This window comes from Epilithonimonas lactis (assembly GCF_900110605.1).
Classification (GTDB): domain Bacteria; phylum Bacteroidota; class Bacteroidia; order Flavobacteriales; family Weeksellaceae; genus Epilithonimonas; species Epilithonimonas lactis.
Map to the genome: position 1 here is coordinate 123,356 of NZ_FOFI01000006.1, position 26,163 is coordinate 149,518.

General features: G+C 39.2%; 15 protein-coding genes. All 15 read right to left on the reverse strand.

What is annotated here, in order from left to right; genetic code table 11:
• Positions 1 to 10: 10 nt before the first annotated feature.
• Positions 11 to 2,923 carry a SusC/RagA family TonB-linked outer membrane protein gene (locus BMW39_RS17755; protein ID WP_051880064.1) on the reverse strand — a complete coding sequence of 971 codons (2,913 nt, stop codon included), beginning with the start codon at positions 2,921 to 2,923 and terminating at the stop codon, positions 11 to 13.
• Positions 2,924 to 3,411: 488 nt separating this feature from the next.
• Positions 3,412 to 6,387, reverse strand: a complete 2,976-nt coding sequence (locus tag BMW39_RS17760) for a DUF4982 domain-containing protein (protein WP_245750502.1) — start codon at positions 6,385 to 6,387, stop codon at positions 3,412 to 3,414.
• A 57-nt stretch (positions 6,388 to 6,444) separates the two neighbouring features.
• Entirely contained in the window at positions 6,445 to 7,620 is a 1,176-nt protein-coding gene (uxuA, locus tag BMW39_RS17765; RefSeq protein WP_221406056.1) for a mannonate dehydratase, read from the reverse strand.
• Positions 7,621 to 7,636: 16 nt separating this feature from the next.
• On the reverse strand, positions 7,637 to 8,464 hold the full coding sequence (locus tag BMW39_RS17770) for an SDR family oxidoreductase (protein ID WP_034978805.1): 828 nt from the start codon (positions 8,462 to 8,464) through the stop codon (positions 7,637 to 7,639).
• Positions 8,465 to 8,477: 13 nt separating this feature from the next.
• Positions 8,478 to 8,795: an L-rhamnose mutarotase gene (rhaM, locus tag BMW39_RS17775; RefSeq protein WP_245750503.1), complete on the reverse strand. Its 318-nt coding sequence runs from the start codon at positions 8,793 to 8,795 to the stop codon at positions 8,478 to 8,480.
• Entirely contained in the window at positions 8,795 to 9,886 is a 1,092-nt protein-coding gene (gene rhaT / locus BMW39_RS17780; protein ID WP_034978803.1) for an L-rhamnose/proton symporter RhaT, read from the reverse strand. Before rhaT ends, rhaM begins: the two co-directional genes overlap by 1 nt.
• 245 nt (positions 9,887 to 10,131) lie before the next feature.
• A complete protein-coding gene (locus BMW39_RS17785) occupies positions 10,132 to 11,946 on the reverse strand; it encodes a hypothetical protein (protein WP_034978801.1) in 1,815 nt (604 codons plus the stop codon).
• A gap of 29 nt (positions 11,947 to 11,975) precedes the next feature.
• Positions 11,976 to 13,136, reverse strand: a complete 1,161-nt coding sequence (locus BMW39_RS17790; protein ID WP_034978799.1) for a glycoside hydrolase family 88/105 protein — start codon at positions 13,134 to 13,136, stop codon at positions 11,976 to 11,978.
• 16 nt (positions 13,137 to 13,152) lie between these two features.
• The gene (locus tag BMW39_RS17795) at positions 13,153 to 13,935 is read right to left on the reverse strand and encodes a rhamnogalacturonan acetylesterase (protein ID WP_034978797.1); all 783 of its coding nucleotides are present in this window, start codon (positions 13,933 to 13,935) and stop codon (positions 13,153 to 13,155) included.
• A 195-nt stretch (positions 13,936 to 14,130) separates the two neighbouring features.
• Positions 14,131 to 16,002: a rhamnogalacturonan lyase gene (locus BMW39_RS19380; RefSeq protein WP_034978795.1), complete on the reverse strand. Its 1,872-nt coding sequence runs from the start codon at positions 16,000 to 16,002 to the stop codon at positions 14,131 to 14,133.
• Positions 16,003 to 16,315: 313 nt separating this feature from the next.
• Entirely contained in the window at positions 16,316 to 17,119 is an 804-nt protein-coding gene (locus BMW39_RS17805; protein WP_051880063.1) for a DUF4350 domain-containing protein, read from the reverse strand.
• A 9-nt stretch (positions 17,120 to 17,128) separates the two neighbouring features.
• Complete coding sequence (locus BMW39_RS17810; RefSeq protein ID WP_034978793.1) at positions 17,129 to 19,906, reverse strand: glycosyl hydrolase; 2,778 nt, start codon at positions 19,904 to 19,906, stop codon at positions 17,129 to 17,131.
• Between the two features lie 365 nt (positions 19,907 to 20,271).
• Positions 20,272 to 21,594 (reverse strand): rhamnogalacturonan acetylesterase, encoded by a 1,323-nt coding sequence (locus tag BMW39_RS17815; RefSeq protein ID WP_034978792.1) that lies wholly within the window; start codon positions 21,592 to 21,594, stop codon positions 20,272 to 20,274.
• A 1-nt stretch (position 21,595) separates the two neighbouring features.
• Positions 21,596 to 24,451, reverse strand: a complete 2,856-nt coding sequence (locus BMW39_RS17820; RefSeq protein ID WP_034978789.1) for a glycoside hydrolase family 2 protein — start codon at positions 24,449 to 24,451, stop codon at positions 21,596 to 21,598.
• Positions 24,448 to 25,827, reverse strand: a complete 1,380-nt coding sequence (locus BMW39_RS17825) for a rhamnogalacturonidase (protein WP_034978787.1) — start codon at positions 25,825 to 25,827, stop codon at positions 24,448 to 24,450. Before BMW39_RS17825 ends, BMW39_RS17820 begins: the two co-directional genes overlap by 4 nt.
• Positions 25,828 to 26,163 lie beyond the last annotated feature (336 nt).

Genomic DNA, 26,163 nt, shown 5'->3' on the forward strand with positions numbered 1-26,163 from the left:
TTTTTTTAATTTAGAAGTTAAAGTTCAATCCCATCATATAAACTTTCGCATTTGGATATGCACCATAGTCGGTTCCGTCTGACTGTACAGATTCTGGATTATATCCACCGTAGTAGTTGTCCTTTCTCCATACATTTTCCAAACTCACATAGATCCTTAGATTGGAAATTCTTAATTTGTTTATCAGATCCTGAGAAAAATTGTAGCCTAATGTGATATTTTTCAACTGGATATAACTAGCGTCATAAAGCCATCTCGTGTCCAAAAGACTTCCTGTGGTCCCATCCAATCTAGGTGTTTTTCCATCGCCCGGATTTTCGTCCGACTGCCATCTGTTGGCCCAATTTCCCATGGCATTGTTCAGTGTTCCCATTCCCGGACGGTCGATTGCACGTCCTAAGAGTGCATAACTATAACCACCTTGCTGACCTTGGAAAAATACGGAAAGGTCGAAACTTTTGTATGAGAATGTATTGGTGAATCCCCAATAGTAATCTGGTGTTGGACCGCCAATGATGTGTCGGTCTTTATCATCGATCTTACCATCACCATTGTAATCAAAATATTTTACGTCACCGGCGATAGCACCATTCGTTTTGGCCACACCAGCATTTGCGATGTCTGCACTGGAAAGGACACCAATGGCTTTGTAAAGATAGAAGGAATTGAGTTCTTCTCCTACCTGGATAATATTCGTCGTATTGCTGAAACCTGTGTAAATCGGTGCATTGTCACTGCCTAACTGCAATACTTTGTTGTTGTTGAAAGCAATGTTGGCGGAAGTGTTCCATCTGAATTCTCCCACAAAATTCTTTGTGCTAAGTTCCAACTCCACACCTTTGTTCTCTACAGAGCCCACATTCTTCCACATGGTGTTGTAACCAGTGACAGATGGAATCGGCTGTTGCAAAAGTAGGTCGTTCGTTTTCTTGATGTAATAATCTGCTGTAAAATCTATCCTGTTGAACAATCCCAGTTCAAAACCGAAATCTGAAGACCTTGTCTTTTCCCATGTCAGATCAGGATTTGGGATTGTGTTCGGGATCAGACCATTTGTCAAGCCACCACCAAATGAATAGTTTCCACCTGCCAATGTTCCAAATGCTCTGTACTCTCCAATGGAGTTGTTTCCATTTTCACCCCAGCTGTATCGGAATTTCATATTCGTCAACCAGCTGGAATCTTTTAGGAAATTTTCCTGAGCGACGTTCCATGCTCCTCCAAATGCCGCGAAAGTTCCCCAAAGGTTGTTCCATCCGAATCTGGACGATCCATCTCTACGGATACTTGCAGACAACATATATCTTTTCTTGTAATCATAATTCACACGGCCGAACATAGAGACCAACATCCATTCTGATGCTGTAGATTCTGAGTTAAGTACAGATGCAGACTGTGTAAAATTGAAAGTCTTTAGATCATCATTAGCAAAACCTTTGTTCCTGTTGTACTGCGTGGTCACTCTGTAGTTCTCTGCACTGTAACCTGCGATGGCAGCAACGCTGTGGTCTCCGAATGTTTTTTTGTAATTAAGCAAAGCCTCTCCCAGATATCGGTTGTAGTTTACCGTTCTGCGGCTTGCAATACTTACCTGTCCCGGGATATTTGTAATCAGGTCAAAGGTCGGCGTGTAGCCACTATTGATATTGAAGTTGTTGGTCGCCCCTCCTGAAATTTTGAAATTAAGGCCTGGCATAATGTCGTATGACATGTATAAACTGGACAATAATCTAAATTCATTGGTATCGTTGGTCGTGTTTTCCATCAATCCGATCGGACTTTGTGTGGATCCGGCCCATCTGTATCTTGTATTTTTCCAGAAGTTGGTGTAGACACCTGCAGAGTTCTCCGCTATTGGAACCATAGAAAGCATTTTGTGGGCAAGATTATCTTTACCATCTACCGTCTCACCATAACTTTCGGAGAAACTAGGACGTAATGAAACCCCAACTTTCCATTTGTCTGTAATATTAATGTCAACTACCGCACTTAGATTATATCTTCTAAATCCTGTGTTGATCGCCAAACCTTCTTGATCAAAGTAACCTGCAGAGATGGCATACTTGGCATTTTTGCTGCCGCCTTGTACACCTAACTGATAACTTTGGATGGATGCAGGACGGTAAAACTCATCTTGCCAATCGATATTAGCCACCTGATTTGTTCCCCATCTTGGATCCAGCATGTAGTTGATGTTAGCAAGATTATAATCATAATTATTAGCAAGATTGAAATACTTTGCTCTCACCTCATAGCTGTCCGAGGCAGAATTGGTAGCAGGATTCAGAGCGACCCATTTCTTGTTGGTAGCTTCCGTCACGTAATCGATCCATTCGGCACTGGTCATGATATCCAGTTTCTTCTCGATGGTCTGAACGCCATAATATTGAGAAAAACTAAATGAAGGTTTGCCAGAAGTTCCTTTTTTCGTGGTCACAATCACCACACCGTTTGATCCTCTTGATCCATACATCGCAGTAGAAGCGGCATCTTTCAAGACGTCAATCGATTGCACATCATCTGGTGCAATGTTCGCAATATCATCTACGACCATTCCGTCCACCACGTACACAGGTGAATTGTTTGCTGAAATAGAAGCCGTTCCACGAACTCGGACCTCCAAAGGCTCGCCCGGTTTTCCGCTAGTTGCACGGGTCTTCACCCCAGCGATCTGGCCCGTAAGTGCCTGATCTACTCTGGCAATCGGACGGTCTTTAAAACTTTTGGTATCAACTTTGCCTACAGCACCTGTAACTTCTCCTTTTTTCTGAGAACCGTAAGCAATAATAACGACCTCCTCAATATCTTTGGTCTTATTTGTTTTCGTACTGTCATTGGCCTTGCCATTTGTCTGTGTTTCCTGAGCGAAGACCAAACCAGACGTACTGATTAGAATACTTAGGGTTATTATAGATTTCTTCATGGGTTAATAATTATTTTGTTAGAAAAAAGTACCATAACATTTCAGGTGATCAATCTTGATGAAAAGTACTGGATAACCAATTATTACATTTAACATATATTAATTTTTATTAATGTTAAATTATTATCACAATACTACATCCTTACAAAAAGTTGAGCATCCTGCAATATCCTGTATCGCTAAATATTTAATTTATATTAATTTTAAACTAAAAAAAATATTATTAATTTAAATAATTAAATATAAAATACACAATAAAAGAATTATTTTTAAGGAGGTAAAATTCTCTTACATTCAAAAAGCTGATTAATATCACAAATTTTATTTCCGACTTCTTTCAATTTTAATTTCATAAAAAAGGCACTGAAATAATCAGCGCCATATAGAAAAGCATCGTTTGCGAATTTACAAAAACAAAGTTTTAAAAACTGACATTCCAAGGAAACACTAAAGATGAATCAATTTTTTAAATCTATTGCAGATAATTTCTACTGTTGATTCGGTTTTTCGTAGAACTCAATTTCTACAATGCCGAGAGAGCGATTCTCTTTTTTGTTTTCCTGCAATTCCTTTTTTCCAGTAATCTCTACAACACCACCAAACGCATCTTTTTCCGTCACATCGCCCATCAATTCTATTTTTACAGTTTTGCCTTTTTCAGGCGCTGAAATTGGAATTGAAAAATATCCTAAAGTCTTTGGCGTCATCCCCTGATAAACAGGTTTACCGTCTACAGAAATTTTAACCGGATAGCTTTTGTTTCGCCAGGAAACGAGTTTCATTTCGACTTCACTGATCAAGGATTCTTTCTTCAAAGTGTAAGTTAGAAAAGCTCTGGAAATATCGCCTTCACTTTCCCATTCGCTCAATTCATTATCATCAAAACTGAATTTGGCTTTCTCAGGATTGCTTCCAGCTTCCGCTTTTTGGATTTCGACAGATCGTCTTGAAATTTTATACGAAGCTGTTGAAGGCGTTTTGCCTCTCGAAAGATTGACTGGCTGGAAATCGCCACTCTTATAAGCTGACAAACCATCTTTTTCACTGACTTGAATTGAACTAAATTTAATTTCATCCGAGATCAGACCTTCAGCTTTTGCTTTGAGATAAATTTCACCTTTCACAAGCGTTGACCGCACCAAAACTCGGTTGATCCCATTTTCTACAGGAAGGTTTTTTGAAAGAATGTAGTTGTCCTTTCCCTGGGCAATTCCACCACGCCATTCTGCAGGACCATTCAATTCAAATGAAATTAAATTATTCGCCAATGGACAGCGATTGCCTTGCTCATCCAGAACTTCCACTTCTACCAGAACAAGATCTGCAGCATCGGCTTTGAAACCATCTGCAGCATTCCATTTTTTTAATTTGATGGAATGTGGTTTGCCCGCGGTTTGAAGTTTGTCACGACTTAATTCCTTATTTTTATTGTCATAGCTAACAGCTTCAATCTTTCCGGGTTGGAATTTAATATTCTTAAAAGTAAACCAAAATCCATCTGATTTTTCGCCAAAGCCATAAGATTTTCCATTAATGAAAAGCTCAACTTTTTCCCCACTTGAAACCACGACAATATCTTTCTGGGTATTCTCAGGATAATTCCAATGTCCGACGATGTGCGTGCGGTACTTTTCTACATCAACCCAGCCGTCCCACATCACCTGATGGGCAAAAAAACCATCTTTCGGAATTCGCATCGCATCTACTTCGCCACTTCTTCTATAATTTTCAACCCCACGGTAATGCGTATTGGTATCAGAAAAAATAATATTAACACCACCCGAACTGACTCTGTCTCCAGTTCCCGGACGAACTCGATAGTAGTCATACCATCTGGTTACGGTCTCTTTGGTAAAAGTATCCTGGTTGCGGTTGTAGTTCTGTGCATCCTGTCTTTTTTCTACTTTGTTGGTTACTGTCGATCTGTAGTAGGAAGTTCCTTCGCCATCTTTGTGGTAAGGATAAGAATAGTCGTCCCAATATTTCCTGAGTGCTTCGTCCCTGCAATATTCTGTGGCCCACATAGGAATATCAGCCGATTTGTTGATGTAAAGCATTTCGCCGCCATATTCTGCAGTTTCGCTGTCCAGCATTTCACGCGAACCGATGGCTCGTCCACCAAAAGGATCGTATTGATTTCGGATGGCTTTCATCTCTGCCATATGTTCTTCTGAAATCGATTCGTTTCCGGATTCATAGAAAACAATACTCGGATTGTTTCTGTTGTAAATGATCGCATCACGCATCAGCAAAGTTCTCTGTTGCCAGCGTCTATCGGAGACATCTTTTTCAGCATCACCAGCAGGCATTGCTTGCATCAATCCTACTCTGTCGCAACTTTCTACATCCTGTTTCCAAGGCGTCACGTGCATCCAGCGAACGAGATTGGCGTTGCTTTCCACCATTAGTTTATTGGAGAAGTCACTCAGCCAAGCTGGAACAGACATCCCAACTGCTGGCCACTCGTTGCTGGTTCGTTGCGCATAACCTTTCAATTGGATGACGCGGTCATTGAGGTAAACCATTCCTTTCTCAAATTTCGTTTTTCGAAATCCTGTTTTGGTCTGTACTCTGTCAATCAATTTATTATTGACGTATAAATCTGTGTAGACCGTGTACAAATAACCGTAACCCCAACTCCAAAATTCCAGGTCATTTACCAAAGCTTCTGCTTTTAAAATTGTTTTTTGTCCGGGTAAAATTTTGGTTTCAGTGCCTTTTATGGTCTTAATGACTTTACCTTTTTGATCTTTGATGACGGTTTCGAATCTGACATTTTTAAGTTCTGAAAATTCATTAAAAACTTCAGATTCTGCATGAATAACAGCAGATTTATTTTTAATATCAAAATCTTTGGCGTAAATATAAGTTCCAGTCGTTCCAAGATTCGAATAAAGCGGAAGCGTCTGATAGATTTTTTCTTTGATATATAAATTGACGTTTTTGGGAATTCCACCGTAATTGGCGTTGAAATTTTTATCATTCCACTGGTAGCCTTGGCCGGTTGCCTTTTCTTTGTACTTCCAGGAATTATCTATTCGGGCAGCAAAAACATTGTCTTCGTTTCCAAATTTTACAAAGTCAGAAATATCCAGACCGAAAGCCATCACACCATTTTCGTGGATCCCAACAGATTGTCCATTGATGAAAAATTCGCCACCGAAACGAATCCCTTCAAACTCCAAGAAAATCTTTTTCCCTTTGGCCTGTTTCGGAAGTTTAAAGTGTTTTCTGTACCAGACAATCGACGTTGAAAGGCTGTCAATCGCCACTTTAAAAGCTTCATCTTCATTGAATGCGCGTGGAACGGTGACCTTTTTCAAGTTTTGATCTTGGAATGAAATTGCTTTTCCATCATTCACATCGCCGACATTCAGCAACCATTGACTGTTGAAATTATATTTTTGAATTTCGGGGTCAAATTTTATCTGTGCAGAAATGCGCGACGATAAACTCAAAATCATTAAAAATAAAATTGAGGATTTGATTGAAAAATATTTCATGTCGAAGAATTTATTTAATTAAAAACTATTTCGAATTCCCAGCTCCAAACCGCGGAGTTCTGCCAAACCGCGAAGTCTGCCGATGGCACTGTAACCAGGATTGGATCTTTTCGACAGATCATCCAGCATTTGATGGCCGTGGTCTGGTCGCATGGGCAATTTATAATCGGTTCGTCCTGAGATCATTCTATTTTTCTGCTCGATCAGCAAGGCTTTGACCACGCCGTACATATCGACATCACCAGCAAGATGGTCGGCTTCGAAGAAATTTCCTTCTTCGTCCCTTTTTGTAGATCTTAGATGGACGAAATTGATTTTATCACCTAATCTTTCGATCATTCCCACGAGATCATTATCTGGCCGAACGCCGAATGAACCTGTGCAAAAACAGAGTCCATTAAAAATAGAATCGACCGTCTGAAGGATTTCCATAGCATCTGCTTCTGTGCTGACAATCCTTGGTAAACCTAAAATCGGGAAAGGTGGATCATCGGGATGTATGGCCATCAACACTTGATTTTCCGCTGCTATTGGAATGATCTCCTTTAAAAATGATCTCAAATTTTCCCGCAATCCCTGTTCTCCAATTTCCGAATATTCATCAATGAGATCATTGAATTTGTCCAATTGATAACCTTCTTCGGCACCGGGAAGTCCGGCAATGATGTTGTTGGAAAGTTGGGTCTTGTAAGTTTCAGACATCTGCCCGAACAATGCTTCAGCTTTCTCTATCTGCTCTGAACTGTAATCATTTTCTACGTTTTTCCTTTTTAAAATGAACAATTCAAAAACTGCAAATTCCAATTGGTCAAAACGAAGCGCTTTGCTGCCGTCGGGAAGTTCAAATTCCAGGTCGGTGCGCGTCCAGTCCAAAATCGGCATAAAATTATAGCAAATCGTTTTGATGCCACATTGTGCTAAATTCCGAATTGACTGCTGATAATTTTCTATATAAAGCTGATAATCGTCTTTCCTTTTTTTGATATCTTCATGAACGGGAACGCTTTCTACGACTTCCCAAATCAATCCGCTTTCCTCAATCATCTTTTTTCTTTTCAAGATCTCATCTACACTCCAAATTTCGCCATTTGGAATGTGATGTAATGCTGTCACGATGCCTGTTGCTCCCGCCATTTTGATGAACGAAAGTGAAACCGGATCTTGTGGACCAAACCATCTCCAGGTTTGCGTCATGCCCAAATTTTTATGATCAAACAACTCCATAAGCAGTAAATCCTCCGTCTACGGGAACCGTTATACCTGTCACAAATGCCGCATCCGAGTGGCATAACCAAAGCAGAGTGCTTTGCAGATCCTCGGGTTTTCCGAATCTTCCCATTGGTGTATTTCGCATCACTTTCTCGCCTCGTTCGGTAAGACTTCCATCTTCTTTCGTCAGTAGAAAACGGTTTTGTTCTGTCAAGAAAAATCCAGGTGCAATGGCATTGACACGAATCTGTTCCTTAGCAAAATAAACAGCCAACCACTGTGTAAAACTCGCAATCGCTGCTTTTGCTGCGCTGTATGCAGGAATTTTCGTTAACGGATGAAAAGCTGCGACCGAAGAAATATTGACAATCGAACAATCTTTTCTCCCGATCATATCTTTTGCAAAAACCTGGATTGGCAAAAGCGTTCCCATAAAATTTAGGTCCATTACAAACCGGATGGATTCTCCCGTTAATGAAAAGAAGTCTTTATCCACAGCGTTTTCGATATCAAAAACCTCGTGTGAAGTAACGCTGTCGGGATGATTTCCTCCAGCGGCGTTGATCAGAATATCTGTTTTTCCGAATTTTTCATTAATGAAATCTCGCGCTTCTTTGAGAGAATCCAAATTGGTCACGTCGGCTCTTAAACCTATCGCTGTTCCGCCTTCGGCTATGATCTGAGAAGCTAAGTTTTGAGCTTTGGCCTCATCTCTTCCCAAGATCACGACCTTAGCACCTTGCTTTGCAAAGGCCTTACTGAAACCGGCGCCTAAAATTCCGGCACCGCCCGTGATGACTATTACTTTATCGTTAAAATTAACATTCATTGCTCTTAAATATTTATTTTAAGTAAAAAACTTCTGTCAAAGAAATGCTTACCGGAGAGTTGTCTTCATTGGTCTGCATCAGATCTTTCATGTGATTCCACCACTTCTGCATGATCGGTTGAAGTGGAAGATTTTGATATTTGGTCTCATCATGACAGTCTAAAACACCGAATAAAACGCCTGTTTCGTCATCAAGAAAAATAGAATAATTGGCAACGCCTGCATCTCTCAGCAAGTCTTGAAGTTCTGGCCAGATCTCGGTGTGACGTTTTTGATATTCCGCTTCTGAACCTTTGTTGAGAAACATTTTGAAGGCCTTCCTTGTCATCATTATCTTAATGAATTACCGTATCCAACAATCAAAATTGAGATCAATAAAACAAACATACCGACCGAAATGGTCGTGATCGTCTTTTTGGAAACGCCTTTCCACTCTTTGATGATCACGCCCCAAAGGTTGGCAATCAAAATAATAAATGCCATGTGTAAGATCCATGAACTTGGGCCGTTCCCCAACTTACTCTCACCCATTCCGTAGAAGAAAAATTGCAAGTACCACATCGTTCCGGCCAATGCACAGAAAATGATATTTTTTGCTACAGGCACATTTTTCTTGGTGTAATCTGTATAAGATTTATTTTTAAAGGCTAGATAAAGGCAACCAATTAGGTTAGACGCCATTCCGCCCCAGAGAACTACGATGTAAGTCACATTATTCTGAAAAAGAAACTCGCCCTGATCCGGATTGGCAACTTTCCAAGCTTCGTTGGCCACCATCGCCATTGGCTTTCCTGCTTCCAAACCGAAGTTAAAACAAGCGCTTAAAATCCCTGAAATAATGGCTACCGTCAAACCTAAACCAAATTTGTATTCTGTTTTTACGGCTGCGCCGTGTGTGTCTATTGTGGTTTCATTTTGAAGTTCTTTATCCTTCATCACACCAGCTTTTCCACTGATAATAATCCCGATGACACAAACGAAAAGTCCTAGTAAAACAAATTGCCCCCATGTTTCGGAAAGCATCAAACCGATATTGTCTTTTCCGGCCTGCGGAGAAAATTCATAAAAAATAGATGGAACGAGTGAGCCAATGACCATTGTAAGACCCAACATGATGCTGCTTCCCAAAGCCACGCCCAGATAACGAACACCTAAACCATACATGAAGCCGCCAATTCCCCACAGGGCACCGAACAAAAACGTGAGTCCGATGATGGATGAACTCGCATTCTGAATAATATCCCAAAATCCTGGAATCGTAAGATACGCTGCCAATGGCGGAACAATGATCCATGAGAAAGTTCCTCCGATCAACCAAAATGTTTCCCACTCCCATCCTTTCACTTTTTTGTAAGGCATATAAAAACTGCCCGAAGCAAAGCCTCCCAAGAAATGAAATAAAACTCCTAATAATGCATTCATAATTATTGTATTGGTTGAAACTGAAAATTAGCAAGATGTAATCGGTTGCGCATCTTGTAGTGTCATGCACAGCAAAAACTCAAAGATATTGGCATTTTCGCAATGTATCAAATGATTCTTTGATATTGCTTTTTTTGTTTGATGATCAATCTCAAAGACCTGGATCACTTATCCTATAAAACAGAAAATCAGAACTATTGCTCTGATCTCTATATTCTTAAGTGTTTTGAAAATTTGGAAAAACTTTAATAATGTGTGTGATTAACGACCGTGTTTTTCAAATACATCACATCTTTTTTTCGGTCTTTGTTATTATGAACAGCACTTTTGCTGCCCCAAACTTTGAGGCTACCGTCGCTAAGCGTGATAACTTCCTCGGCTCCTTGACCCATAAAATCGAACATGTGATAGACAGGATCGGGGAAATAAAGTTTACCTTTTCCGTTGTCTTCCATTTTAAATTTATACCAAAAAAGCTGATCATCTTTTCCATTCCATGCACCTTTTAAAAAATCGGGATTGCCGTTGATGGGATTTCCTGGCCATTTGAAAAGAAAATCTCCGGACTGACTGAACCAATATAATTGACTCGATAGATAAGGCTCACCCAGCTGACGATTGCCATAGGTTCTGCCGCCAACAACGACCTGCAAACCAGGATTGTTTTTTAGAAAATGACCGACCTGTATTTGCTGGCTGTGTTCTGCGACATTTTGCCAGATAATTTTACCCGTCATGCCATCATACATGAAGATTCCTGCTTCGCTGTTTGCCGTAATGATATCCAACTTACCATCGCCATTAATGTCCGCAAACTTATAGCTATCGGCGTGATCGTGGTTATCGGGAATCAGATCAAACTTGTTCCAAATGGTTTTTCCTTTTGAATCTAAAAGCAGTGACCCGACCAATACTTCATCAATTCCATCTTTATTCAGATCAACAGGATAAATATAATGACCGAGATTGTCTTTTTTTCTTGTCTCTGTGTGTTGCCAGAGCTGCTTTAACTGACTGTCGTAAACATTCACATTGATGGTGTTTCCCATGTCTGTAAATACCGCCAGTTCGTTTGGAACAGCATTGCTGAATTTCCCAATGGCCAATCTGAAATTATTGTAAACATGTGGCAGCGGCTGTGTAGGCCATTCTGTTTTATGTTTGATTTCGCCGGTTTTTCCATCTGCAATCACCAGCCATTCTTTGCCATCGATAAGACGCCAATGTGCGATCTCACTTTTTCCATCTTTATCAAAGTCCCAGATAACGCCGGGTGCTTCAAATTCTGAACGTTCCTTCGCATATTCTTCCGGCGCTTTCCATTGCCAGAGTTCTTTACCCTCATGATCAAAAACATGAGCGGAAAAATCCCTTTCCAATACCAGAAAATCAGTTTTGCCATCGCCATCTACATCACCAAACTTTACCGCATTACATTCTGGAATTCTATATTCTTTAAGTAATTTAACATCATCAGGCAATTGCTTTAAACTAATATCTTTTTCGGTAAGAGAAGCATTTTTACTCAACGCCAAAACATCAAACACAGCACCTTTTGTGATCCTTGTAATTTTGATGTCATTGATCCCTTTTTTAAGTTTAAAAATGCCTCCATTTGCCCAGCTCATTTCATCTTTACCAAAGAAAACATCCGTAACCTTATCATTAACCGCTACTTTGAAAGAACTTTTGCCATTTCCCCTACTGCGAACAAACAAATGGTAATCTCCCGCTTCCGGAGCATTTACTTTTGTCATAATATTTGTCGGAGAATTGAGGATGATTCCGGTATTGTTGAACAGCCAATCCTGTTTTTGTTCGGTGGCCGAAGTGATATAATTACCTTTCGGAATTTCATCCAAAAAATCTGAGGCCGGAATAATCAGAGTTGAATTTGAGAACTGCTGAGAATGAAAAATATTAAACAAAAAAATAACTGTCGCAAGAAATATCCTTCTTAAAACATTTGAAAAACCTTTGTCCTTCAAAGAACTTCTATCCGAAACATTTAATTTGTTTGAAGAAAAGTGAATGTGCTTTAAATTTTCTTTTGTTTTCATGGGACAGTTATTTTAATGATAGTTAGTGCTTATTTCAATTTATAAACCTCGCTTCCCGCAAGCAACAGGCAACCTAGACCATAATCTTCAAAATCTGGCTCTTTGCTGATAGAAAGTGGCTGACCATCTTTAGGTTCTTTCCCAGTTCCCTGAACCCAACCTAAAAATCCGTTTGGCTGAACAGATTCTTTTGCAATGGCGTTCCATGCTTTGACTAAAACTGGTAAATAGATTTCTCTGTCGATCAGTCCATTGTTCACGCCGTACGCCATTCCGTAAACGAAAAGTGCGGTTCCGGTCATTTCTTTTCCACCGAAATTTGTTGGGTCATGCAAACTCACATTCCAGAAACCATCTTCTCTTTGGATAGGAAGCAATGCCGCCAGTAGATCTTTGTAATCCTGCAAATACTCGTTATAATGAGGGTCAGATTTTGGTGTATCTTGCAACGTTTTCGCCAAAGCAGCCACTACCCAGCCGTTTCCACGACTCCAGTAGCAATCTTCGCCATTCGGTTCTTTGTAAGGTGGGACGAAATCTTTATCTCTCCACCAGATCTTATCCTCTTGGTTATACAATCCTTTTCCGCCATGTTTGTACTTGGTGTAGGCATACATTTCGTAATTTCTGTCAAAATATTTTTGCTCACCCGTGATTCTGCCTAATTTGGTAAAAATCGGCATCGACATTTGAAGCGCATCGATCCACCACCAGTCGTCTACTTTGGAGGTTGCAATCATGCTGTCCATGGAGGCTTTAATATTCTTAATTCTTTCCGGATGTTTTTTCCCATCGATTTCGTACAGGTCGATGTAGGTTTGTCCGCAAGCTTGGTGATCGGCATTTCTGGTATAGGTTCCGCGCATCAGATCCCATTTGTGATTGTTTGCCCACGACATTGCGTAGTCATAATATTCTTTCTTCGGGTCCACTTTGTACAAAGCCATCAAACCTTCGTAGTAGACCGCGCGGGTCCAAAGATTACTTGGCCAAACCTTTCTACCGACGATGTCTTTGCCTGTATCTGGCCACTTGTTCATAAAATATTGATTCGCTCTTCTTGAAACTTCCAAAACCTCTTTTTTGTTGGGAATTTCCACTTTGCTTGCTGAAGCATTCTTCTGTACCGAACAGGAAGTCAAACCTCCAATGATCAGTGCAAAAAAACCTGTTGTTAACAGTTTTTTCATAAGTATATATTTATTTTTATTTTCTTTTTAAATAATTCCTGAGTTCACATTTCTTTAAATCATTAATACCTTTTGTAACCAGTTCCGCATTAAAAATTGCTCCAGCCTCATTAGTATGCGTATGGTCTTTCGGGAAAAAGTCTTTTACTTTTTCGGCTCCCATTTTTTCATATTTTTTGATGACCATTGTATTTAAATCTAAAAAATAAGCTCCGGTTTGTTGGGCAACTTCTTGTGACCAGATTCCGTAATGGTCTTTTTCAATTTTACCTTTCTCGTTAAATTTATTTCTCGGAATTGGCGAAACGACAATGGGAATTGCACCTTTAGATTTCGCCTCATTCACATATTTTCTCATGTAATGACCGTAAGTATAAACCGTTTCGTCCACTTTACGGATGGGGTTGTAAATATCCTTAGACTCTTCTCCAATTCCTTTAATTGTCCCTCTTGCTCTTAAAGTATCGGCCAGTTCACCTCCATCATTGTGACCAAACTGCATCAAAACATAATCGCCTTTTTTAATGCTTTTCATAATCGAATCCCACCTTCCTTCTGTGATAAAAGTTCTGCTGCTTCTGCCACCTTTCGCATGATTCTGAATCTCGATTTTTGTTGTATCTAAAAATAAATTCATAAAACTTCCCCAACCCCAAAGTGAGTCTGCACCTTTACCAGAACCATTTTGCACGGTCGAATCTCCTATGATGTAAAGAACAGGTCTGTCCTGAAGTTTTTGAAAAGATGCTCCGATAATTAAAATCAAAGCTAAAATTGGAAGCATGAACTTTATTTTCATAATACTTTTATTTTTTTGAACACGAAGTTCGCAGAGTTTTTATTTATTTTTTTTTGTTTCACGGAGCCGCTTCGCTTAAAATCTTTGATTTTCAAAACTGATGTGTTCTTATCAGAAGCCGAATAACTAACTTAAAATAACTGATGTGTCCAAAATCTTTTGTGCCTTTTGTGGTTAAAAATCTCTCCAGTAAATCTATTTTATAGTTTCAACATTCGGTTTTGGCATTTCTTTAATCGATTCATCCAGATAATAATCGGTATGCGGAGGCTGATTGTACCCTACATTTTGCCAGACAATGCTCAACCGATATTGCGGATTATGCATCAAAGTGTACAGCCTGTGTTTCGTTGGAATTGTTGTAGAAAAAATTCTCAATTCCTGATTATCGGCCGTTCTGTACATCACCTCTTCACGCCAGTCTCCGAATAAATCAGCCACCAAAGCAGGATTTTTCTTTGTCCCGTTGTTCGACTCGCACTGGAAATTTTTAGCATCAAAAATCAGATTGGATTTTTCTTTTTTCCAGTCCCATTTTGATACGTTTGTTCCATCCAAAATTTCGCTTAAAAAATCACCATCCCAATAAATTCCCATATTCGCTGGCGGATTTTTGTTGCTTATTTTTTTTCCTTTCGTGTTATAAACTCCCTTTAATCCAGCTCCTGCAGCCCACGATTCCGAACCTTCATAACGAGGGTCAATATTCAAAGATAAACCCCGTCCCGGGCCTTGAAATTTACTGGATTCACTGTAAACCGTTGATGGTAATTTCCATAAAACTTTTCCAGTTTTCCCATCTCTGAAATGCGCTCCCGCATCATCAAATCTTTCCTGAATATCAAATATTTCCAATCCAGGATTGGATGGGTCTAAATCTCCAACGTGCAAAGCATCACCGTGACCGAAACCTGTGCTGTTCAACACTTTTCCGTCATCATCTACAGTCATTGCTCCGAAAACAATTTCGTCTTTTCCGTCGTTATCGACATCTGCAATGCTCAAATTATGATTTCCCTGTCCGCGGTATTTTTTATTTTCTTCCGAACTTTCGGTATCGAAAAGCCATCGTAAACTCAGTTTTTTATCTTTATAATCCCAGGCTGCAATAGCAGTTCTAGTGTAATAACCTCTCGACATAATCACACTCGGGGTTTTTCCATCCAGATAAGCAACAGCTCCCAAAAATCGGTCTAGTCGGTTTCCTTTCGCGTCGCCCCAGGTCTCGGTCATTTCTTCGTCGGTTGGATTTAAACTGCCGGCAAATCTTGGAACCTCATAATTCACGGTGTGAATTTCTGCTCCGGTTTTTCCGTCAAAAACAGTCATAAATTCCGGTCCGGAGAGAATCATTCCGTTTTCGTTGACGTAATTTTTTGTCGGGTCGCCTATGAATTTTCCTTTGCCGTCTTTGCTACCGTCAGCGGTTTTCATTACGATTTCCGCCTTGCCGTCCTGGTCTAAATCATAAACCAAAAACTGCGTGTAATGCGCTCCTTCTCTGATGTTTTTACCTAAATTGATTTCCCATAAAAGCTTGCCATCCATTTTGTAAGCCTGAATAATTGGTGGGTCGGTTTCTCCTTTCTGGCTGTTGTCTTTCGACTTTCCGGTTTGATGAAGGATGATTTCATATTCACCATCTCCGTCCAAATCTGCGACTGATGCGTCATTTGGAGTATAACCTTGGGGTGTTTTTAAAGGAATTGAAAAATAAGGTTTTTGATTCGCGACATAGTTTGCAAAATCGTTGTCAACTGATTTATCCTGCGTATTTGATTTAACGAAATAGGTGTAGTTTTTTGCTTTGTCTGCTGTTTTATCTAAAAAATTAGTTTCGTTTGAAAGTGGTTTTTCATTCAGCTTTTTGGTTGAATTATTTTCAGTCCGGTACAAATCAAAATGCGTGTTCTGAGCTTCTGTGCCAAGCAAACGCCAACTTACAAAAATACCTGAATCTGAAGGTATGGCAACAATTCCACGTTTCAGATACTCCATTTGTCTTTGTGCAGACAGGAGCTCTGAAAAAAGAATTGCACCTAAAATAAATTTGAATTTTACATTCATAATTCTGATTTTATAAGTTTTGGCTAATGGTTGCCATTTCCAAAGGTTCCTTTAATTGATTTCGCCCTTTCAGGGCTGTGTGAAATCTTCCTTTAATCTATCATTGGGCTTCACCCAATGCTTTTGATATTACCCTATCAGGGTTTTTCAAAATTTAAAAGCAATTTTAAAACGTTGAATCACTCGCAGCCCGACTTGAACGGAGCTCTTTTTGTGAGGAGGAACGACGAGCAAAAAAGCGGGAGTGGAAGGCGGATTAAGCTGCCCAAATAAATCTTCCTAAACAACTTCAACCGATTGCACTTTAAAAAAATTATTTTTTAGAAGTCTGTTTCAACAACCATTTCACCCACTCTTCAGTTCCTTGATAATTGGTGAAATCTGCAGGAAGTTTTTTGCCGTCGATATACTCGTTGTAGCACCACGGGTCGCCTAGTGCGAAAACAGTTCCTTTGCCTATTTTTGCTATGGCTGCGATGTTTTTGCCTTCCGCAGAAAGCAATTCTTTCGCCGGACTTTTCACGGAAACCGTTGCCACTTCCTTCATATATAATTTTTGTTCGGAGAAAATTTCATTGCCTGCCGTAACCATCACTTTTCCCTGCTCAAATTCTCTTTTCTGAACGCGGTTGTAACTGTCTTCATTGAAATGAATGCCAAATTCTCCTGCCAGTTTATTGAAATGTTCAAACTCAGAATTTCCCTTGTCGTTGCTCATCAAGACCAAAACACCACCTTTTTTCACCCAATCTGTCAGGTTTTTGATGCTTGTCGGGTCAATCAGATTCGCCTTTCCGCCGTATGCTTCTTTGTCAATATCGGCATCGACAATGATGTAAATATTGGCATTTTTCAAATCTTTTTTGGACGGAGCAGTTGTCAAAGTACTGATTTCGGCACCTTGTTTTGTGAAGATTTCTCCCAGTAAAGAAAACCCACCATTGCTGGTGTCATTCCACGTGTAATGCCACAACTCCAGAACTTTCGTTTCTTTATTTTCCTTTTTTTCGTTGTTGAAAAAGTTGTCTAAAACGACTTTAGGTTTCTGCTGAGCATTGGAAAAACTGAAGGTCAGCAATGTTCCTAATGCGAATGTTTTTATGATATTTTTAGTCATAATTAATTTTTATTTTGAATAATGAATTGGGATTAATTGAATTTCTCCGTCCAAACCGGAAGGCTGAACTTTCCAGTTGGATGCGTCAAACGGCTTGTAGTTAATGTTCACAAAATTAATTTCGTGGTAATTTCGCCATTGGATTTTCTTCTGGTCCATATCACGGATTCGGTTCGCCATCAGGTTGCAGACTTCGATTTGGATTGTATTTTTCTCTTTCTTCAGATATTTTCCGATGTTGATTTCATAAGGCAGACTCCAGACAATTCCGGCATCCTGACCGTTGACAATCACTTTTGCACTTTCGTAAAGCTTATCAAATTTCAGAAGATAATCGTCGGCGTTTTTCTTTTTTAATTTTAACGTCGTCGTGTAGACTCCGGTTCCGGAAAAACTTTGGGTTGAAGCATCTTCTGTGAAGTTGGTCCATGGTTCCAGCTTCTTCAAATTTTTGGTCCTCGGAAGTTCGGGACCGCCTTCTTTGAAAGTGAGTTGCCAAGGTTGATTTAAGAGAATCGGAGCATCGGTTTTTTCAGCGTAATACCAATTGGGAATCGAGGTATAAATATCTTCGGTATTTTTTATAATTAAGGATTGTCCTGATTTCAACTGAACTTTAACTGAATTATTCTGAGTCTCTGCAAGTCCATAATTTCCATTTTCAGGATTCATCAACGTCACTTGTTTTCCGACAAAATTCAACGGAATATTTTGATTGATTTCCTTTGAAGTATGGTTGACGATGTAATAATATTTTCCGCCGTCGAACTGTCTTCTGACAAATTTCAATCCGGTGTCGGTCAGTTTTTCTCTTTCGATTTTTAAATATTCCAAAGCTTTTACAACATCAGAACTTAAAACAATTTTTCCTTTTCCGATGCTGGCAAATTTCATATTTCCAGCCTGGTTTTGAAACGGAATCTGATTCCATAAAGACTTTAACAGCATTCTTCTTTTATCCACTTCAAAGTTTCCGGGAATATCTATGGGTTCGTTTTGAAATATGACAGATGCGCCGTTTTGAGCTAAATCTATTATGCTTTTTAAAGTGGATTCCGGCAGATACGTCAGTTCAGGAATAATTAAAACCTGATAAGCCGAGCCTTCCTTAGAAACCTGAATTTTCTGATTTTCCGACTTTGATTCACCAATCATTTTATCCGAAATCATATCGAGAGAATACCCCATTTTACTGAGCTTATTCATATTTTCGTACATCGGAGTCGGCACCAACCATTTTTCCACGTTATGAACTTTGAACGTCACATCCTTCCCTTTCGGACTCGCCCACTGGTCGTAAATTGGCCAGTACATCAGCAGTTCATTATCCGATTTTCCGCTTTGCAAAACAGATTGCGTGCGTTCGATGTAAGAATTTAAGCCTTTAATATTTGGCCACAAACTGTTTTCAGGAACGAAATTTACCGACGCATAAAACAGCCATCCCGGAAACTTCACGTCCGCTGGCGTGTACGTCGTACCGTGGTAAAAAACGTGATTGATTCCTGATAAAAACACCTGCTCTACTTCCGGTTTTGCCTGTGACCACGAGGTTTTGAAATGTTCTGTCAGCCAGGTAAAAGTTTCGTTGGAAGTTAATTTTTTGCCCGTCACATTTGCTGCCGAAGATGCAAATTTCAACATATTAAAATCAGGCATATCTGATTTTTGAATATCCGCAGTATCTCTTTTCAACCCCGGAATTTCAAAAATCGAACTTCCGAAAGTTTCAGATTCGGGAATATCGACCGCTGCGTACAAATCCAACAAATTCCCTGGCGAACCGTGTGCCTGATTGGTATTTTTTGAGTTTTTGGAATGCGCCCAGTTGGTAAAATCTTTGGTGAAATTGGTTAAAATCAATTCATTCAGAGTCTCTCTGTAATCCGATTTTACTCTTCCTGCAGTTTCATTTTCCTCGTTGCTCACGAGATATTTTATGAACGGACTTAAGTCATATCCTCTTCTTTTTTTGAATTCATTTAAAAAATCCGGCGTCCAGTCAGCGTTGTAAACCTCATAACTGTCATTGAAAAAAGACCTGATTCCATAATTGGAATTTCCAAAAGCTTTATCAAAAGTTTTCAGGTAATCTTTTGTTGCTTCCGGCGAAAAGTGGTCTAAAGTGTAACCTTCGCCACCTGGCGCAGCACGTTTTACCTTTTGTAAAGTTTTACCTACGAAAACTGCGTAAACCGTCCATTTTCCTGAACCTGGTTTCCAGTTCAAAGTTCCGTCAGCATTGATTTTATCAGTTAAAACTACAGCTTCATTTTTTTCATTGTAAGCTGTAACAATATTGAGTTTTACTGTTTTTAAATTCTTTTGTTTCTCATCTTTCAGAACGATTTTATCTGAAAATTTTTCACCTGATGAAATCGTGTAGGTCTGAACAATCATTTTTGTCGCGGCATCCTGTTCATCAACTTGCGGTCCGCCAATCGGCCAACCTGTTCCGACCGACATATCAACGCCCATACTTAGGCTTTTGGCTTTGCTGGTCGTGAATTGAAGCATTTTCATCCACTCCGGAGAAAGGTAAGTGAGGTATTGTTTTTCAAAACCTTTTGCGCCATAAATCGGCACGATTTCCACACCTCCAAAACCTGCTTTATTTAAAGTGGTCAGTTGTTTGTCCAAACCTTTTTCGTCGGCTGCATTTCCCATCCACCACCATCGGGTCCACGGTTTTGCGGTCTCGGTGGTTTGTGGCCACGGGTTTTGTGCGGAGATATTTCCGAAGGCAAAACAGATGAGACTGAGGCTGACTATATTTTTAATTTTCATTTTTGACTGTTTAATTCACCACAAAAGTCACAAAAGATTTTTTAGACACATTAGTTATTTTATAGTAGGCGATTCGGCTTTTGAAAAGAGCACATTAGTTTTTAAAAATCAAAGATTTTTTTGATACGTTTCTGATTTGCCCTTTCAGGGCTTGTTTGCTATTTCTTTCACTTTATCATTGGGCTTCACCCAATGCTTTTGATAACGTCCTTTCAGGACTACCAATTTCATATACATTATTTCTATTAACTTTTTCCTTGAGTATACTCAGAATGAAAGGAATTATTTTCTCATAACTCTCTTAGAAATTTTGCTTCCTTTAGGGCTGGAGCAAACAAAATTTCTTTTCGAATCACTCTTAAATCCTAATTACCATCTGGTTTCAAAGATTCCATAAAAACAGATTCCGGCCAGTGGAAGTCTTCAATTTTATCAGGTTTATTGGGGTTAAAACTTTTATAATTTTTTGAAATATATTTCTTTAAAGTTAAATTTTGGTCTTCGATTGATTTCACGACACATTTTGCCAATTCGTAAGCGCCATACGTGTTGAAGTGCGTATCATCCGCCAAAGCAGTTGGTTGGTTGGGATAGGAATTTGCTGGATAATGCACGAATGCTTTTTTTGCTTCTTCCGGTCCCATCGCTTCGAATAAGGTTTTGCTCAATGCATTCAAATCGATTAAATCGACTTTTTCCTGTTTCGCAATCTCACGCATTGCATCAGGAAAATCATCTAAAGTATTGACGATTTTATTGTTCTCGTCAAAAACTCTGCGGTTCATTGAAGTAACCAAAACCGGAATTGCTTCCAATTCTTTTGCTTTTAAAATCCATTCCTTTAATCTCTTTCTATAGCCGGATTTTGTACTGTTGCCCGCTTTTTGGTCGTTGTGCCCGAACTGAATGAACAGATAATCTCCGGGCTTTATTTTATTCCAGATTTTATCGATTCGGTGGCGGTCTTCAAAGGCTTTCAGGGTTTCTCCGCTTTCGGCGTAGTTGGCAATCACGACTTCATTCGGAACGAAAAAATACGGCAACATCTGTCCCCACGACGCCCAAGGTTCGTACTGCGCATCCACAACTGTAGAATCGCCAGTCAGATAAATCGTTTTCGCCATTTTGTTAGGCTGAACGATGACCGAACAAACTTTCGGAGCTTTGTCATTGAATTCAATCGTCAGCAAATTGTCCCAATGTAAATATTTTCTTTCTCTCGGTTTCAGTTTTACAATTCCGATTTGAGTTCCTTCCTGATTTCGGATAATGCTGTCTTTGACGTGAACCGTGATTTGTTTTTCAATGATTTCTCCCTTTTTTGTTTTGATGTCATTTAACATCAGACGGCGGTTTTCTACTCTTACGGTTGTTTCTGAACTTCCTTTAGAATCGCCAAGATTCAATGTAATATTATAATTTCCTTCAGGAATCGCGACTGAAAAATAGAATGGTTTGTCGCTGGTAATATAATCTCCCGTCAAAGCATTTCCGCCGTTATCAACAGATTTCAAACCGGAAATATCCATAAAACCGTAGCCGATTTTCTTGTCAAATTTCGATGTTGATGTGATTGGAATAAATCCGTTTTCGGTTCTGTCTGTACCAAAATCAAACTTGAAACTCGTTTGTTGCGCAAACAAAAACGAACCTAAAAACAGCATCAAAAATTTTATCCAGTTCTGCATCTTAATCTGTTAAAATATTTTCTTTCGGCATTGTAAACTGCTTATTTTCGTCGCCCAAATCAGGCAGACCAAAGTAGAAATATAAGGTTCTTTTAAAAGTTCCATTCAAATGATTCGGCTCACTTTCCGGGCCTAAAGTCGAAGTGTCATTATTAATATTAAACGCCAAGGCGGTTCCCAACGGCGGAATGGCATCGAGGAAAGAAATATTTCCCGTCGGTAGTTTCGGATACCCTTCAGCTCCGTAAATTCCGTAAAAATCAAAAAGTCTGACGAACAATTTTTCTTCTTTCGTTCCGACTGTTATTTTTCCTTCAGAAGTATTTAGTTGCAACCACGAAATATCGTCGAAATAGCCTTTAAATTCAGGATAAATCCAAGGTGAAAAACCTATTCTGGTTGAGTTCTTCAGATTTTGCCAAACGCTGTAAGTCTGTCCCTGAGTTCTGTTTTTCCAAACGTGATATGGACCTTTTCCGAGCCACTTCGCGCCGATGACATAATTTTCAGGATAGTCAAAAGTTACACCTGCAAACTGATAATCTCCGGCAAGCGAATATTCATAATTCAATTCTAAAATTCCATTCGGATTCAGTTTCCAAACGGCTTTTTCCCCGTCTTTGTGGGAAATCTGAATGATTTGACTTTGTCCTTCTGCAAAAGCTTTTATGGTTGATAATTCTGTTTTTCCATTCACGAAAACCGGTCCGTTTCGGAAGGTCATTTTTTTGCCTTTTTTATCTAAAATGACAGACTTTAATAATCCATCTTTTTTTCCAAATGAAAATTCTTTTTCGTCTGATTTTAAAACAAATAAGGAATCATTTTCGATAACTGAAACCGGAAATTCTTTAATTAATGATTTTGAAAACTGTTTTGAAATTTCATCGTTCGATTTAATTTTCCAAGTCCAGGTATAAATTTCTTTTCCAAAAGAATCTGTTGCAGTCAGCATTAAAGCTTCACTTTCTTTCCAGTATTGAGGAAGATTTAATTTAATATTTCCTTTTTCATTCGGTTTAATATTCGGAGATTCTGCTTTTCCATTTTGAATCAAATCAAAACCAGATTCAGATGAAAATGGTGTTTTAAATTTCACCAATTTCCATTCAAACTGACATTCATTCAAATTCGTAAAATGATATCGGTTTTCAACAGGAATTGTTCCATTAAAATCATCCGGCATCGTTTTCAAATCAATTTTTACCGGACTGTAAATTTCCCGGATGGCGTAAAAACTTCCTTCTTTTTCACGATGCGGACCCACCACTCCATCCGGAGCGTTGATTGCGTTCACATCGAGTTGATTATTAAAATCGGTTCGTACCAAACCTTCGTCTGCAAACGCCCAGAGAAAACCACCCGCGCCTTTTGTGGAATTCCAGTGCAATTCCCAGTAATCGGCCAAGGAAGTTCCACCACCGCCGTCATCCTGCGCGTGCAGAAACTCGGTCGGCATATAAATATTTTCTCCTTCGAGAATTTTTTTGGTGCTGTAATAATCTTCGTAATGATTGCAGTCGATGCCGTTGAAAGCGTTTCCAGGCTTATGATGCGCGTGAATGACAGGACGGTTGGACAGGTCATATTTTGCATATTCTGCATCTAAATCAAAATTATGTCCGCCCTCATTTCCATTGCTCCAAAAAATAATGGATGGATGATTGGCATCTCGCGTAACCATTTCTCTCACGAGTTTTTTGCCAACTTCCGTGCTGTATTTTTTTTGCCATCCCGCCAATTCATCCAAAACATATACACCCAAAGAATCACAAATCTGAAGAAAGGATTTATTCGGCGGATAATGAGAACAGCGAACGGCATTCATATTCATTTCCTTGATGAGCTGAACGTCCATCAAATCGATGTTTTTGTTAACCGCTCTTCCCGTTTCAGGCCACCAAACGTGACGGTTGATGCCTTTCATTTTGATTTTGGTTCCGTTGATGTAAATGCCATCGCCTTTTCGGATTTCAACTGTTCGGAAACCGAATTTTTCTTCGGTTTGAAAGATGTTTTTTCTGTTTTTATTTAAACTGAATTTCACCTTGTATACATTAGGCGTTTCGGCCGTCCAGAGTTTTGGATTTTTAATCGAAAATTGAATCTGTTTTAATGTATCACCTTTTTGAACGGTCACTTGAGATTCTCCAACTAAATTATTTTTAACATCAAAAATTTCGACCTTTAAACTATTAACAGATTGGATTCCTTTTAAATGAATATTCGAACTGAAAGTTCCGTCTGCCTTGGCATCGATGGATGTTGATGAAATATTTTCTTTGGGTGTAGCTTCTAAATAAACCGGACGGAAAATTCCGCCCAAAACCCAATAATCTGCGAGACGTTCTGCGTTGTTGACTGATTTATCCGCAGACATTTTGGAAACTTTAACTTCCAGAATATTTTCTTTCCCAAATAATATTTTGTCGGAAATATCATATTTAAATTCATAAAAAGCACCCTGATGAATTTCTCCGGCCAATCTTCCGTTGATTTTCACCTCTGTGTCGGTCATCGAACCTTCGAAAACGATATTGACTGATTTTCCTTTCCAGGAATTGGGAACTTGAAATTTGTGTTTGTACAGACCTACTTCATCATTGAATTTAAAATTCTTGCCGTAGGTAACGTAATCACGCCCGTAGTTGTACGAGCCAAATCCCTGCTGTTCCCATTGTGAAGGAACCTTTATTTTATCCCAGCTTCCGGATTTCCGTCCGCCGGTTATCCAAAAATCCCACTCTTTGGTATGCTCAGAATCTGTCCCGCTCAGGAATTGGATTTCCTTAGATTGAGAATGCAGAAACTGTGAGCAAAAGCATAAAAGAACGAATATTTTGGAATAAAAACTCATTTAGCAGAAATATCGGAATCGTCTTTTTTGTCGTAAGATTGCGTGAGAGAAGCGACTTGCGTCACATTGATATTTTTTTGCTTTAAATTCTGAATGTGATTCAGGTTTTGCATTTCAGGTTTCAGAGCTTTAATTTTGAAGTTTTCAAATGTAAAATCTTTTAAGTCAAACAAATCAGATTTTTCAACAGAGAATGCCGTTTCACAACTGATGTCGATATTTTTGATGGTGATATTGTTCGCCAAACCTTTTCTCGGTCTTTCTTCGCCTTTTAAATCAAAAAACTGATTCCAGCCTTTCACATATAAGAAAGTTTTTACATTCCCTGTGATGTTTTCAACCGTAAGAAATTCGTAATGCTGAGGCGTGTCGGGACGCATTTTTAAATGTAATAATCTCGATGCATCGTTCACTTTAGAGTTACGAAAAATCACGTTGTAATTATGAATTGATTCACTTCCGCAGGTCAAAACGCTGTGGCAAAATCCGAAGCTGTTGTCTTCGATAAGGATGTTTCTGTTTTCGCCGTTGTTCGGGTCTTTATCGGATTTCGGACCTTTTCCGCCTTTCAAAGCGATGGCGTCGTCATTCACTGACATATAGCAATTTTTAATCAGGAAATTGGTACACGCATCGATGTCAACCGCGTCCGTACTTGGTGCTTTCACAGGTTCTTTCGGAGCGAGAATCGTCAGATTTAACAGTTTAACGAAATCACTTTTGTAATAATGCGTGCTCCAGAACGGAGAATTTTTAATGGTAATTCCTTCAACCTGCACATTTTTTGAATTGGAAACGTAGATAATTCTAGGTCTCATTTCATCCATATTGGTACATTTTGGATTCCACTCACGTCTTTTCCAGAAAGATTTCCAGAAACGAAGTCCGTTACCGTCCAAAGTACCTTTTCCTGAAATCGTAAAACCGTCCAATCCGTCAGCATTAATTAAAGCCGGAAAATATTTTACCGTCTGACCTTCCATTCTTGTAGTAACAACTGGAAAGTCATTGATATCGTCGCTTCCCTTTAATTTTGCTCCACTTTCCAGATACAAATGTGTTCCCTGCTTGAAGAAAACCGAACTGATGAGAAAAGTACCTTTTGGCACCACCACAACTCCGCCGCCATTTTTAGCAGCCAAATCAATCACTGCCTGAAGTTCTTTAGTCTGAAGAATTGTACTGTCGTTCTTCACGCCGTTGGCTGTCAAGATGTATTTTTTGCCTAATCTGTTGATGTCTGTAGGTTTGATTTCTTTAAACCACCTATCGATTTTGGTTCCGTCTGGCCAAACATCCTGAGCCTTTGTTTCTATGGAAAAGAAAAAAAGGAGAACAAGTGAACAAAGACAAGTTGATCTATATCGAAATATCATATTTTATTTTTTAGTTGTTTGGTGAGATGATTCTACTATTTCACTTTTATAAAAGTATATCTTTTGGAAAATTACAGCATCCTGCTCTCTCATGTTGCTAGAATTGGAACCAATCTTTATTGTAAGATTTTCATTTTTGAGACCTTCTTTGTTTTTGAATCCAATCATATTATGTGTCGATCATTTCCTGCTGTAGACTAAAATCCCCTTCTACACCGAAATCCCTAGCCCTGATTGAAATGGAAATCCCGCAGCAAGCCTTGCGACGGGCCAAGGAAAGGCAGGCTTGTGAGGAATTGCAATGGAAAGCAGGTTCCCGGCTCCTAAAATGTTTTA

Coding starts and splice junctions, on each gene's coding strand:
- BMW39_RS17755 (WP_051880064.1), bottom strand. CDS start 2,923: ATGAAGAAATCTATAATAACCCTAAGTATTCTAATCAGTACGTCTGGT.
- BMW39_RS17760 (WP_245750502.1), bottom strand. CDS start 6,387: ATGATTTTGAGTTTATCGTCGCGCATTTCTGCACAGATAAAATTTGAC.
- uxuA (WP_221406056.1), bottom strand. CDS start 7,620: ATGACGCAAACCTGGAGATGGTTTGGTCCACAAGATCCGGTTTCACTT.
- BMW39_RS17770 (WP_034978805.1), bottom strand. CDS start 8,464: ATGAATGTTAATTTTAACGATAAAGTAATAGTCATCACGGGCGGTGCC.
- rhaM (WP_245750503.1), bottom strand. CDS start 8,795: ATGATGACAAGGAAGGCCTTCAAAATGTTTCTCAACAAAGGTTCAGAA.
- rhaT (WP_034978803.1), bottom strand. CDS start 9,886: ATGAATGCATTATTAGGAGTTTTATTTCATTTCTTGGGAGGCTTTGCT.
- BMW39_RS17785 (WP_034978801.1), bottom strand. CDS start 11,946: ATGAAAACAAAAGAAAATTTAAAGCACATTCACTTTTCTTCAAACAAA.
- BMW39_RS17790 (WP_034978799.1), bottom strand. CDS start 13,136: ATGAAAAAACTGTTAACAACAGGTTTTTTTGCACTGATCATTGGAGGT.
- BMW39_RS17795 (WP_034978797.1), bottom strand. CDS start 13,935: ATGAAAATAAAGTTCATGCTTCCAATTTTAGCTTTGATTTTAATTATC.
- BMW39_RS19380 (WP_034978795.1), bottom strand. CDS start 16,002: ATGAATGTAAAATTCAAATTTATTTTAGGTGCAATTCTTTTTTCAGAG.
- BMW39_RS17805 (WP_051880063.1), bottom strand. CDS start 17,119: ATGACTAAAAATATCATAAAAACATTCGCATTAGGAACATTGCTGACC.
- BMW39_RS17810 (WP_034978793.1), bottom strand. CDS start 19,906: ATGAAAATTAAAAATATAGTCAGCCTCAGTCTCATCTGTTTTGCCTTC.
- BMW39_RS17815 (WP_034978792.1), bottom strand. CDS start 21,594: ATGCAGAACTGGATAAAATTTTTGATGCTGTTTTTAGGTTCGTTTTTG.
- BMW39_RS17820 (WP_034978789.1), bottom strand. CDS start 24,451: ATGAGTTTTTATTCCAAAATATTCGTTCTTTTATGCTTTTGCTCACAG.
- BMW39_RS17825 (WP_034978787.1), bottom strand. CDS start 25,827: ATGATATTTCGATATAGATCAACTTGTCTTTGTTCACTTGTTCTCCTT.